This is a genomic window from Paraburkholderia sp. SIMBA_027 (assembly GCF_046535315.1).
In the GTDB taxonomy this organism is placed as follows: domain Bacteria; phylum Pseudomonadota; class Gammaproteobacteria; order Burkholderiales; family Burkholderiaceae; genus Paraburkholderia; species Paraburkholderia tropica.
The window spans coordinates 1-12,486 of the sequence record NZ_JAWRWY010000026.1 but is presented as its reverse complement, the minus strand read 5'-3'; the positions used below and the strand labels follow the sequence as shown (position 1 = coordinate 12,486).

The following is a 12,486-nucleotide window of genomic DNA, read 5'->3' as shown; positions in this document are numbered from 1 at the left end:
CTAAAGTCTTGCCTCATATAAATATTGCGCGGTGCAGCAACCGCTCAGGAGACGTTCATGGATTACCTGACTTCCCCTTCCCGTAAGCAATCGCTCCTTCACGACAAGGCCGTACGGAGCTAGCGCGGACGACCATGGCCGAGTTCGGCACGGCGCATTCCCAGCTACTCGGTTAAGCCTTCAGAAAATGTGACTGGCTGCCAACTGCTCTTGCGGCTGGCAGTTGGAGACGTTCGTTCGCAGTTTTCGCGACGGAGATTTACCTCATTACGGCTTCGGCAACACCAGCCAGTGCACAGATCATGACGACCGCAAGTGGAGGAATCTTCCAGCGCGTCAACAGGAAAAAGCCAATCGTTGCGATGGCGAAGTCGATCTCGGAGTGGACAGCGCTGGTCCAGACGGGCGAGTAAAACGCTGTTGCCAGTAGTCCGACGACCGCTGCGTTCACACCAGAAAGGACGGCCGCCATTGACGGACGGGCGCGTAACGCTTGCCAGTACGGCAGCGCGGCAAGAACGAGCAGCAGACCTGGCAGAAAGATGCCTGCGGTGGCCAGGAGTGCCCCAGCCCAGTGATTCGGTGTCTCCGACATAATCCAGCCCAGAAAAGCGGCGAATGTGAAGAGGGGGCCGGGGACTGCCTGCGCGGCGCCATAACCAGCGAGAAAGTCATTCGACGATACCCAGCCCGTTGTGACCGTTTGCTGCTGCAGGAGCGGCAGTACCACATGACCGCCGCCGAAGACGAGCGCGCCGGAGCGATAGAAGCCTTCAAAAACGCTGATGGCATGGCCAGCGTCCAGGTGCGCCAGTACCGGAAGCCCAAAGAGCAGTACGCAGAACAGCACCAGCGCTATGCCCCCCGCTGCGCGCGAGACGCGGAATTCATGTGCGTGTTGCCTTACGCCGACCGTGCTTGTCGAGGCCGTGGTTTGGCAAAATACGAAGCCGAGTGCCGCGCCCAGGGCGATCACGATGAGTTGTGCGTACACGGTCGTTAGGACACTGAGAACGGCCAGCGCAGCAAGCGCGATGGTGGCGCGGCGGTGATCCGGACACAGGCGCCGGGCCATGTCCCACACAGCTTGCGCCACAACAGCGACAGCAACGAGTTTCAGGCCATGAATCAGACCCTCGCCGACCGGTCCGCCCAGGCTCGGTGCAATTGCCGCGAAAGCGAGCAGCAGCAAGACGGAGGGAAGCGTGAACCCGCACCAGGCGGCAAGTCCACCGAGCCACCCTGCCCTGAGCAGGCCAATGGAAAATCCAACCTGGCTGCTGGCTGGTCCCGGAAGGAACTGGCATAGGCCAACCAAGTCTGTAAACGTCTCATCATCAAGCCATCGACGTCGCTCGACGAATTCTCGGCGGAAGTAGCCAATGTGAGCTATGGGGCCGCCGAAACAAGTCACTCCTAGCCTGAGAAAGACCGCAAGAACTTCTGGCGCGGTGCCGCTTCGGGCTGGGCTCGATGAGGTCATGCCAGTTTCCATATGATCCTGAAATTCGGTGATTACGGCTTGCCGCGAGCGATGATTCGTAAGTTGGGGCGTCTTCGAACGGTTCTCCACGATCCACCACAACTGGTGAAAGCACGATAACCGCGTCTGATAACATCACCCCAACAACAAAGCCCAGAATTTTACCGGCACGCCGGAGGGCTGACGGCACACATCAACACCGCGAAATGACGGAACGTTTACAGGTGGGAGCCGACGTCTGAATGTCCGGATATCGGTGTGCCTGAGCGGCGGCTTGTGGCCGGCTAGCGCCTGACGTAGCGTCCGAGACCGGCCACACACAGCAGCGTGCACTGGTCGACATCGCCGCAAAAGCGCGGCTCAGTCGCTAACAGATATTAGCGATACCGCCGCGTTTTTCGACGAAACTGCACTCGCGCTGATCGAGCCGCGGGAATTCCGGTCGCGGCTTTTTCGATGCGGAGTGGCAGATTTAATGCGGACGGAGCCGAAGTGACGTTTTTATAGCGCTTCGAGTGGAAGCAAAAATGTCACTTCGGCGACTCAGAACTCCGAACGGTCGAACCGGCGCCGGCGATGACACATTTATCGCGTCCTACGCAAAGCGGCCCGCTCGCCGGATCTGCTTGCGACGCGGTTCGTGGCGCTGATCGGCAAGCTGTTTGCCGCCGAGGCGCGCAGTGCGAAGTGGAAGCCGGAGCGTCGGCAGCGGCTGCGTGCGCGCTACAGCGCTCGTGTGCTTGCCATCATCGAGCGCATGTTGATCGAACATCTGCCCGGCGTCGTGCCGTCGAGCCTGCTTGGCAAGGCTTTGCAATACATGGGCGGCCAGTGGCCAAAGCTGACCCGTTCCGTCGAGAACGGGAGTTGGCCGATCTCGAACAACCTGTGCGAGAACGCGATCCGGCAGTTCGTTGTCGGCCGTAAAGGCTGGTTGTTCGCCGATACCATTGCAGGCGCGCAGGCCAGCGCCAATCTGTACTCGCTCGTCGAGACATGAAAGGCCAACGGTGTCGAGCCGTATCGCTATCTCGTCTGGCTGTTTGCGAAATTGCCGCTCGCTACGACCCGACCGCTGACGATTATGCAACGCTACTGCCCATGGGCCATGCAGACGCCCTGAGGGGCGTCGTTCATTGATCACTTACATAAAGCCGACGGCCGGCGACCATTTGACTCCCGCGTCGGCGGGCGCATCGTCAAAGGTAGTCAAGGGGCCGGCACGGCCAGCGGCTCCGTGGCTGCCAAACCCCAGATCGTGCCCAGAGTAAGCGTCGGGATGACGACAGAAATCGCCCGCCCGGCCATCTGAATGCGCATGGACGGCATCTCCCGGTATACTGCTAGGAAAATGCCCCACAAAAAAGGGCAGCATCACATTATCAGCGTCACTCTCGGACCTCCGCGGACTTTGTACAGTTCGCAGGCCGTAGGCCCTCCGCTCTCGGATACGACAGACCGGAAATCTTAGGTGGCGCAATACCTGATCAGGCACAAAAATGGCCAGCGCAGACCAGCTCAAGGCGCTCGTAAAATCCCACATCAATCGCGATGACGGCCAGTTTTATTCGGTTGCCATGCAGGTTGCCGCCCACGAAGCCAAGGTGGGCCATGGGAAGCTCGCAGAAGAACTGCGCGACATGATAGATGCCGCGAAGGCGCGCGGCGGGGTCACCAGCAGCACTCTCGTCCCTCTGGCCCGGCCTAAGGGAGAGCTTGCGAGCCTGTTACACGTCAGCTATCCAAAGAATCGGATTGCCGACATGGTGCTGGACGCCGACGTCGAGAGCCAACTTCAGAGAATCATGAAGGAACAGCGTCATTACGCGCGTCTTCGTGACCATGGCTTATCACCCCGGCGCAAACTCCTTCTGGTGGGCCCCCCAGGAACTGGAAAGACCCTCACGGCATCAGTGCTGGCAGGGGAGCTTGGCGTACCACTCTTTCTTGTGCGACTTGATGCGCTCATTACGAAGTTCATGGGCGAGACTGCGGCAAAATTGCGTCAAGTCTTTGACGCAATCGCCGATATCAGGGGCGTCTACTTCTTCGACGAGTTCGACGCAATCGGTTCACAGCGCGGCCTGGCGAATGACGTCGGGGAAATCCGTCGGATTCTGAATAGCTTTCTGCAAATGATCGAACAGGACCAGTCAAATAGCCTGATCATTGCAGCGACCAATCACCCCGAGATTCTGGATTACGCCCTGTTTCGTCGGTTCGATGACGTCCTTGAATATCATCTGCCGACCGCCATTCAAGCCACTGAACTGGTGCGTACCCGACTGGGAGGCTTCCGGCCGAAGCCTTTCCCGGCCAAGACCATCGCGAGCGAGGCGTTCGGCTTAAGCTATGCTGAGATCCGTCGGGCAGTCGATGAGGCAATCAAAGAAGCCGTAATGCACGATGAATCGCAAGTCGGAGCCTCGGCACTTGGGAAAGCGTTGGCAGAACGCAAGCGTTTGAGTGAAAAACTAAAACATAATCACACGAGTAAAAATGGCGGACCAGCACGCACCTGAGAGACGCAAACATTTCCTGCTGAATAGCACCTCCAAACCACTTGATTACACCGCACATCCGTCCGGGGGCGGTGAGAAGCCCCAAATTCCTGAGCTTCCGCGTCAGCAGCACGGCCAGGCACTAAAAGCGCAACTCGACGCGCTTCAGCCGATGGCGCTCGCAACCGCGGAATCACAGCGCCAATTGGGCCTCGAAAGCGGGCTGGGTTTGCAAATCCAGTTCCAAGGCCAACCCGATATTGAGTTGCCATTTCAGAGTCTGGGCAACGACACACAGAAAATCGAGCTTCTGAGCGTCTATACCGAAGGCGATACTACCTTCGCAAACGTGTTCGTCCCTGACGGCAAGCTTGAGCACTTCGATCGCTACATTACTGAGTATATCGAAGAAAAGAAAAACAAAAACGGTCAGGCACTCGACCATAAATCGCTCTTGAACACGATCTCAGCGATTCGCGCCGCTGAAGTACGCGCACTCTGGACTGACGATCCCGACATGCTCCCCGCCGACAAAACTGAACAATTCTGGTGGGAAGTCTGGTTGCCTATTCGTAGTGATCGCGCGGCTGTCGTAAGGGACTTTAAGGCACTTTCAGCTTCAGCCGGTTGCATCGTCAGCGACAAACAAGCAAATTTCCCCGAGCGGACCGTCCTGCTGATGTACGGCTCGGAAGAGCAGTTCTCGAAATCTGTGATGTCACTGAACTGCGTTGCGGAACTTCGGCGCGCAAAAGACACCGCTGAATTTTTTGACGGGATGCCATCTGTGGAGCAACAGGACTGGCTTAGTGACGCCCTCAGGCTAACGGAATTCCCACCGGGCGCTGATGATATCCCGCGTGTGTGTCTGCTCGACTCCGGCGTGAATCGCGGGCACCCTCTTCTCGCTCCGCTTTTAGATGAGGGCGATACACACACCGTCGATCCAACGTGGGGAACCGACGACACGGCCAACCATGGATCGGGGCTAGCGGGTCTTGCCGCATATGGCGATCTGATTGATGTCCTCGGATCGGCCATTCCCATCACGCTTACGCACAGGCTTGAATCGGTGAAGCTCACTCCCGCAGAAGCTGCGAACGAAGGTGACGCGCGACATCATGCCTATCTGTTTGCCGAAGCCGTTAGCCGTCCGGAGATCGCGGCCCCTGCTCGCCCGAGAGTTTTCACTTCCGCGGTCAGTGCATCGGACTATCGCGATCGGGGCCGACCGTCATCCTGGTCAGCCACCGTGGATCGACTCGCGGCCGATGTCGACGGTGTTGGGGAGTTTCCCCGCTTGATTGTCCTTTCCGCGGGGAATACCCGCCATCACGATGCCTGGATGGAGTATCCGGCAAGTCTGTCCACAAATCTGATTCACGATCCTGGTCAGGCCTGGAACGCCATCACAGTTGGTGCCTTTACCGAGAAGACAGATACGGAGATTGACGAAGTCTCCCCGTTGGCATCAGATGGCGGCCTTAGTCCGTTTACAACGACTTCTCGGACATGGGACTCCGCGTGGCCGCTCAAGCCCGATGTTGTTTTCGAAGGCGGCAATCTTGGTATCGATGAGCTTGGCGCAGCTGGGATGCCGAGTCTCAATTTGCTCACAACCCACCATCGTCACCTAGAGCGCCTTTTCACCACAACGAACGCGACAAGCGCGGCCTCAGCACTTGGCGCGCGCATGGCTGCGCAGCTCATGGCCGCATACCCAGAATTGCGTCCAGAGACGATCCGTGCATTGATCGTGCACTCTGCGCAATGGACGCCGGCCATGCGTGAGATGTTTCTTCCCGAAGGGAAGAAACCCACCAAACAGGACTATGTCAATCTCATCCGCCACTGCGGATGGGGCGTCCCAAATCTAGACGCAGCCCTTTGGAGTGCGAGCAACTCACTCACCCTCGTCATCGAAGATGAGGTTCATCCTTACGCAAAGAAACAAGGTAAAGGTGTCGTTACTCGGCATATGAATCTGCACGCCCTTCCATGGCCTCGTGAGGAACTCGAAGCGTTGCAGGACACCCGGGTACAAATGAGGGTTACGCTCTCTTACTTCGTTGAACCCAATCCGTCGGCCCGAGGCGAAACTTCGAAGTATCACTATCCATCGCATCGCCTACGGTTTGACGTGCAACGTCCTTTAGACACGTCAACAGACGACTTCGTTGCGCGGATTAGCGCCGCGGTTGCGAGCGACGAAAATGGCGATGCCGTCAACCCCAAAGATCCGGACTGGTATGTTGGTGACAAACAACGGCACAAAGGCTCGATACACCAAGACGTCTGGGAAGGAACCGCTGCAGAGCTTGCCAGCCGAGGCTTCATCGTTGTCTATCCGGGCATGGGATGGTGGCGTACTCGGTCAGCTTTGAAGCGCTTCGATCTTCCTGCCCGTTATAGCCTCGTAGTTTCTCTGCATACGGAACAGGTCGAGGTTGATCTCTATGCCGCCATCACGAATAAGTTGGGTGTCGTTGTGCAAAACTGAGGTCGGTCGGAATTGGTGGAGGCCAACACGTTAAGCAGCGGTACGATCCAGATAGAATCGCCGCGTAAATGCAGCGGGCGACAGGTAGTTCAGACGTGCCTGCGTGCGCTGCCGGTTGTAGAATATTTCGATGTACTCGCCGATGGCGAGCTTGGCCTGCTCGCGCGTTGCGAAGCGCTGATGATAGATCAGTTCGCTCTTGAGTGAGCCCCAGAATGATTCGATCGGCGCGTTATCGTAGCAATTTCCGCGGCGACTCATCGACGCGCGCATACCGAACTGTCTGAGGAGTTTCTGGTATGCCTGTGCGCAATATTGCGAGCCGCGGTCGGTGTACTGAATCAGGCCCGGCTTCGGGCGCCGGATCGAGACGGCGCGAAACAGCGCCTGCATGACCAGATTTTTCGTCATGCGCTCGCTCATCGCGTAGCCGACGATTTCGCCGCTGTACAGATCCTTCAGGCCAGCGAGATACAACCAGCCCTCGTCGGTCGCGATGTACGTGATGTCGCCGCACCAAGCCTGATCGGGCGCTGCAACCGAGAAGTCCTGGCCCAGCAGGTTCGGCGCGACGGGCAAATCATGCTTCGAATTGGTGGTGGCCTTGAACTCGCGCTTCTGCCTGCACCGCAGGCCCAATTTCCTGCGTAACTGTTTTATCCGGTGTACGCCGACACAAACACCGTGCTGCTCAAGATGCTTCTGCAGGCGCTCGGGACCGCTTTGGGAATTCGATTCATTCATGCCTCCGTTTCACGATTTTACGAAACGTTGGCTTCCACTTTTTTCAGCCGACCTCACCTGCAGAGGCCGCGCTCGATGAAGGCATCGAGCTTCAGGTGGTCAGGTTGCCGGAGGTGAAAAAGGGCTTTGTTCTGTTGTCACGTCGCTGGGTGGTCGAACGCAGCTTCGGCTGGTTGAATCGCTTCCGGCGCCTGGCCAGAGACTACGAGCGATTGCCCGAAACGTTCGCTGGCCTGCACTTCGTCGTCTTCACTCAGCTGATGCTCGTGCACTTCGTAGCCCTCAACAAAGGCCACCCCGATGGAAAGCTTCTTCAAGACCCTGAAAGTCGGGAGAATCTATCAGGTTCACTACGAAACGCGCGCAGAGGCTCGTCTGGATATCGTCGACTGGATTGAGGGCTATTACAATCGAGAGCGCTTGCACACCTCGATAGGATTTCTTACTCCCGTCGACTACGAGGCCGCGTTGATCGCTGCATGATCTGCTTGTACGTGGTAACGAGGCAGGGTCAATCGTCGGTTGACACGACTTGCCGATCAGACTTCACCGGACACGCACGACATATAAGCCGATCGAAATTTGTGCCGGGTTCCCTGCAGCAGATGACGTAAATCGTCGCTACCTTCGGCGACAGGCTGCACCCACCTCATAGAGCCATTCGACCCAGGGCACTCAAGCCGACGCTACCCGCGCCATAGAAGGCGTGCCTCCTGAGGGAGTCCTGTGCTGCCATAGTCTGCCCTTCTTTTGTATCTCTGGCCGTTCCTGTGGACGCCGCTCTATTGCGTGTAACACGCAGCGTGTCGCCGTATCGCGTCCTCAGGCGAGGAAAACCACTGTCTCTAACCCCTGGAGCTCGGGCCTCAGCACGTATCTCGACCTGGCCGATTTCGGGAAACGTTAGTTCGCTCGGGAAGTCTCCGGTGCGATTGAATGCTGCGGCTGACAGAATTATCAGTATCTTTATCAGTCTGGAACCAACAACCGGTGACGCCGCAAGTAGCTGGGTATCAGCCATCATTCTATCGCCTTGTCCTAAATTATCTGGTGCTTGCTAACTTGGAAACACGTAGCAATCCAAACGGGTTCGCTGGGCATCCGGAATCGGTCCACGCAGTGATACAGCCTCCCTTTACGTCGATCCAGACCAAAAACAGACGTAGGCCCTTTACCTAGTCCAGGCACCATTTCTGCAGAAAAAACGACGTCCGTAGAATTGTTCTCGACCACATGAAAACGTGATCTGTAAGCTGACGAGACCGGCGCACACGCGACGGCTATGGCCGTTTCACCGTCCACGGAAATGATGACATCATCTTTGTTGTACATCGAAGTCTTGTCATTGACATAGCCACATATGTAAATCTGATCCGCTAGCGCTTGCGCGGTTTGCAGCAGAAAGCATGGGAAAATTACAAAATACGTGAGCAATGCTTTCGGTCTCATGTCCAGTATTTCCCGTCTCGGCTATTCATGCCTCGCTGGCTATGGCGAGTTAGTCTTCAAAATGGTACGCTGGGTTCGCTTCATCGAGGCCCAAGATCCACTTTATTTTTGTAATCGCGCAGAGCGTTTTGCGCCAATGGGTCGAGGGGCGCGCTGGAGCGAAGCGTTGTTGATGCCATCCCGGCTGCGCAGAGGCGAACGAACGCACATTCTGAATGTCGTTCATGGCCGACGGTCCAATGGATCGAGTGCGCGCCTCGCGTCAGCACACGGAGACTGCACATAGTTGGGGCGGATGTGAACGTGACGCGCGTGGTTAATGGCCTGCCACGGCGGCATTCCGCTCATCGACGACGAGGTCTTTCGTGAGGGCCTCCCCAGAATTCTCCAGACCTCGGCCCCACTCCTCCTCTGACGCGTTCCGGCTTGGATGTATTCGGCCAACTGCGCGAGCAGGCTGCCACCGATTGCATTGTTCACGATTTAGGTTTTCTGAGGGCGAATGAGCCGCCCGTGTTCGAATTTCTGCTCGCCGTAGCAGTAACTGAGCGCTGAAGAGCAAAACAGGCCTTGCTCACAAAGCGCACGCATGAAAATGGCGATTATCTATGCCACGGCCTCTTTCGTGTAGGTTGTCTGTTTGGGGTCTGCCCTGAGGGCACGGAGAACGGGAGGTGGTTGTCGCCATCGCTTCCACTGACGCCCAGCCGACAGGGGAGTCTCCTAACGCTTCGTTACCCGTCGCCAGCAACCCTGCTGTGAGATTCAGCCTGGTTCAAGGGATCATGCGGTAGGAGTAGCATCCCACTACTTACGTCGTCGTGACACTACTGGCCTTCCCCCGCTTTTCCGGACAGGTAAACTAGCCCGTCATGCGTTGCTCGAACTGAACCGGGCTAAGGAAGTTCAGTGTTGAATGTCGGCGATGCGGATTGTAGAAACGCTCGATGTAATCGAACACGTCGGCCCGCGCCGCGTCCCTCGTGCGATAGACGCTTCGGTTCACACGCTCTGTCTTCAGGGTGCTGAAGAAGCTTTCCATCGCGGCATTGTCCCAACAATCACCGCGACGACTCATGCTGCAGGTAATGCCTTGCTGCCTGAGTAGCGACTGGAAGTCCTCGCTGGTGTATTGGCTGCCCTGGTCGCTGTGATGTATCAATTCGGCTGGTCGCCCTCGACGCCAGAGCGCCATCAGCAACGCATCGGCCACCATCTTTGCGTGCATCGTATTGCTCATTGACCAGCCGACGATGCGGCGCGAGTACAGGTCCATCACGGCGGCAACGAACAACCAGCCTTCCGCAGTCCAGATATAGGTAAAGTCGGCGACCCATTTCCGGTTCGGCGCGTCAGCTTCAAACTGGCGTTGCAGGTAATTCGGCGCGATGCCGTGAGCCGCCGCAGCCCCTGAATTGCCAGGCATGCGACGTCGCCGCTGTCGAGCCTGCAATCCAGCCTGCTGCATCAGTCGGGCAACACGATTCACTCCACAGCGTTCGCCCGCTGCACGCAGATCGTGCCAGATGCGTGGGCTACCGTAGGTCTTGTCGCTTAACTCGAAACTTTCCCGGACCAGCCGCGCGAGTCGAACATTCTCCTGCGAACGCTTGCCCGGTGCTCGACCGAGCCATTCGTAGAAACCGCTATGCGAGACCCCGAGCAACCGGCACATGGCCCGAGTCGGCCAGACGCCGCGCTGCCGTACTATCCAGGCGTACTTCACTGCGGGTCCTTCGCGAAGTAGCCGAGCGCTTTTTTTAGAATGTCGCGTTCCATCGTGACCCGCCTCAACTCGCGCTGCAGGCGCTGTACTTCGGAAAGTGCTTCGGCTCGCAGTGGCTTGCTGGCGTCCATCTCCAGCGCCCCATCTCGCGCCAACCTGACCCAACGGCGCAGCAGATTCTCGCCAATGCCAAGGTCGCGCGCTATCTGGGTTACGACAGCACCCGGCTCGTTGCATAGCCGGACCGCCTCGCGTTTGAATTCGTCGGTGAAGTGCCTTCTTGTTCTGCTCATTCCATCCTCTCAGGATTACGTCAGCTTAGCTGATGTGTCCGGGAGAACAGGGGAAGGCCACTACCGCTTTCGGAGAGTTGCCTTTGGCTGTGGCTCATCGTCACTCAACGTATGCCTAACTCCCGCTACAAAAGACTGGGCCAATCCGTTGACCGCAGAAGTTGTGAGATGAGCGCCTGCGACCCGCCTTGCGATATGCCCCTCTGGGTCGACCCATTCGACAATTTGACAGACATGACCAAATGGATTGACCGTTTCCAATGAAATTCGAAAGCCGCGCATTTTCAACGTTTTGTTATCCATACAATTGGCTTTCCACATAAATGTCGATAATTTTTGCTTATCGATTGAGAATTTAGAATTGCTTTCTTAAGCAAGTCTTAAACCAGCGTGGGCAGACGACATTGAACTTCTATCCCGCGTCAAAGGTTGGGGGCTAACCTGCTTGCTGCCCAACTGGCTTCCGGCACGAAGGCGGCGTGATCTTGACCCAGGCTTTGATAAGGAACGCAGGAACCTGTCGTCCCGATGCCAAGGGAGAAATCCGAGCGGATAGTCATCCGCAAGGATGAGAGTACCGATGCGGGGCACAGGGGCGGAGGCGTTCGTAGTAGGGTTGAAGGCTCTGTGATGGGGCTGGACCGAAGGAGCGCCGTCGTCTGGCTTGACCGTGCGAGCAACCCCCGAGGGGAGGCCTCGCATGGATAAGGCAAAGCCGTTTGATATTTCCAAACGCGAAGTGTGGGAAGCGTTCAAGCAGGTGAAGACAAATCACGGCGCGGCGGGTGTCGATGGGCAATCGATTGCCGAGTTCGAAGAGGACCTGAGTAATAACCTCTACCGACTCTGGAACCGGCTGTCCTCGGGCATTTATGTTCCGCCACCCGTGCGCCGCGTGGATATTCCAAAAGTTGATGGCAAGACAAGGCCGTTAGGAATACCAACCGTTTTGGATCGCATAGCACACATGGTGGTACGGCGATACCTCGAACCGATTCTGGAGCCAGTGTTCTATGACGATCGATGGTTATCGACCGGGCCGCTCAGCGCATCAGGCGCTCGCAGTTGCGCGTCAGCGTTGCTGGCGCGCGGACTGGGTACTGGATCTCGATATTAAAAGCTTCTTCGATGATATCGACCGTCAACTTCTGATGCGCGCGCTACGTCGACATACGAACTGCAAGTGGGTGCTGCTATACGTCGAGAGATGGCTGGTCGCACCGGTTTGTATGCCCGATGGCGCTTTGGTATCGCGGGATCGGGGGACACAGCAAGGGGCAGTTGTGGCTAACCGGTTCTTGCATTACGCGTTCGATCAATGGATGTCACGGAACTATCCCCGCGTCCTGTTTGAGCGTTACGCCGACGATGTCATTTGCCACTGCAAGAGCGAGGCGCAGGCCAAGCAATTACGAGCGGAGCTCGATGCCCGGCTTGCGGCTTGCAAACTACAGCTTCATCCGGAGAAGACGAAAATCGTCTACTGCAAGGACGATAACCGACGCGGCAGCTATCCGGTGCAACGCTTTGATTTCCTGGGCTACTTGAACCGAGCCGGGAATCGTGGAGGCTATTGGGTTTAAGTTAAAGCAGGCGCATCCGCAGTATTTCTGAGTTGCCTGTAGTAGTTTGCCTCAGCTTCAGCGGGCGGGATATAGCCGAGCGGTTCCATCAGTCGATGATGATTGAACCAGGCCACCCATTGCAGCGTTGCCAGTTCGACGGATTCCTTCGTTTTCCACGGGGCGCGCCGATGAATCAGTTCCGTCTTGTACAGGCCGTTAATCGTT

11 protein-coding genes and 3 pseudogenes are annotated in these 12,486 nt (G+C 57.1%); 8 read left to right on the top strand and 6 right to left on the bottom strand.

Features of this window, described 5'->3' with window-relative positions:
- Positions 1 to 259: 259 nt before the first annotated feature.
- Complete coding sequence (chrA, locus tag SB764_RS34240) at positions 260 to 1,495, bottom strand: chromate efflux transporter (RefSeq protein ID WP_348966417.1); 1,236 nt, start codon at positions 1,493 to 1,495, stop codon at positions 260 to 262.
- A gap of 628 nt (positions 1,496 to 2,123) precedes the next feature.
- Between chrA and SB764_RS34235 the strand changes: the two genes are divergently transcribed.
- The 4 genes and pseudogenes from SB764_RS34235 (at position 2,124) to SB764_RS34220 (ending at position 6,484) form a co-directional block, all read left to right on the top strand.
- Positions 2,124 to 2,483, top strand: a complete 360-nt coding sequence (locus SB764_RS34235) for an IS66 family transposase (protein ID WP_410866116.1) — start codon at positions 2,124 to 2,126, stop codon at positions 2,481 to 2,483.
- A 30-nt stretch (positions 2,484 to 2,513) separates the two neighbouring features.
- Positions 2,514 to 2,606, top strand: a pseudogene (locus tag SB764_RS34230) (hypothetical protein); the annotation flags it as partial.
- Positions 2,607 to 2,982: 376 nt separating this feature from the next.
- Positions 2,983 to 4,005: an ATP-binding protein gene (locus SB764_RS34225; RefSeq protein WP_348966418.1), complete on the top strand. Its 1,023-nt coding sequence runs from the start codon at positions 2,983 to 2,985 to the stop codon at positions 4,003 to 4,005.
- A complete protein-coding gene (locus tag SB764_RS34220) occupies positions 3,983 to 6,484 on the top strand; it encodes a S8 family peptidase (RefSeq protein ID WP_348966419.1) in 2,502 nt (833 codons plus the stop codon). The genes SB764_RS34225 and SB764_RS34220 overlap by 23 nt, the downstream gene beginning before the upstream one ends.
- 30 nt (positions 6,485 to 6,514) lie before the next feature.
- On the opposite strand, the gene SB764_RS34215 is transcribed toward SB764_RS34220, so the two are convergent.
- Positions 6,515 to 7,228 carry an IS3 family transposase gene (locus tag SB764_RS34215; RefSeq protein ID WP_348966420.1) on the bottom strand — a complete coding sequence of 238 codons (714 nt, stop codon included), beginning with the start codon at positions 7,226 to 7,228 and terminating at the stop codon, positions 6,515 to 6,517.
- Between the two features lie 56 nt (positions 7,229 to 7,284).
- Here SB764_RS34215 and SB764_RS34210 point away from each other — a divergent pair.
- A pseudogene (locus SB764_RS34210) lies at positions 7,285 to 7,494 on the top strand (transposase); the annotation flags it as partial.
- Between the two features lie 31 nt (positions 7,495 to 7,525).
- Positions 7,526 to 7,711: pseudogene (locus SB764_RS34205) on the top strand (IS3 family transposase); the annotation flags it as partial.
- Positions 7,712 to 8,726: 1,015 nt separating this feature from the next.
- Here SB764_RS34205 and SB764_RS34200 read toward each other — a convergent pair.
- From SB764_RS34200 to SB764_RS34190, 3 genes are all read right to left on the bottom strand, one after another.
- The gene (locus SB764_RS34200) at positions 8,727 to 8,903 is read right to left on the bottom strand and encodes a hypothetical protein (protein WP_348966421.1); all 177 of its coding nucleotides are present in this window, start codon (positions 8,901 to 8,903) and stop codon (positions 8,727 to 8,729) included.
- Positions 8,904 to 9,539: 636 nt separating this feature from the next.
- A protein-coding gene (locus SB764_RS34195; protein WP_205998011.1) for an IS3 family transposase occupies positions 9,540 to 10,696 on the bottom strand; the annotation gives its coding sequence in 2 pieces (ribosomal slippage) (positions 9,540 to 10,429 and positions 10,429 to 10,696; 1,158 coding nt in all).
- Between the two features lie 60 nt (positions 10,697 to 10,756).
- Positions 10,757 to 10,978: a DUF2866 domain-containing protein gene (locus SB764_RS34190; RefSeq protein ID WP_373864848.1), complete on the bottom strand. Its 222-nt coding sequence runs from the start codon at positions 10,976 to 10,978 to the stop codon at positions 10,757 to 10,759.
- 418 nt (positions 10,979 to 11,396) lie between these two features.
- On the opposite strand from SB764_RS34190, the gene SB764_RS34185 reads away from it, so the two are divergent.
- Positions 11,397 to 11,813, top strand: coding sequence for a hypothetical protein (locus tag SB764_RS34185; RefSeq protein ID WP_348966422.1), 417 nt, complete (start codon positions 11,397 to 11,399; stop codon positions 11,811 to 11,813).
- The gene (locus SB764_RS34180) at positions 11,710 to 12,279 is read left to right on the top strand and encodes a reverse transcriptase domain-containing protein (protein ID WP_410866115.1); all 570 of its coding nucleotides are present in this window, start codon (positions 11,710 to 11,712) and stop codon (positions 12,277 to 12,279) included. The genes SB764_RS34185 and SB764_RS34180 overlap by 104 nt, the downstream gene beginning before the upstream one ends.
- Here the strand turns inward: SB764_RS34180 and SB764_RS34175 are convergent.
- Positions 12,276 to 12,486 (bottom strand): IS3 family transposase (locus SB764_RS34175; RefSeq protein ID WP_410866114.1); only part of this gene is annotated, 211 nt, incomplete at its 5' end. The two genes, SB764_RS34180 and SB764_RS34175, sit on opposite strands and share 4 nt — an antisense overlap.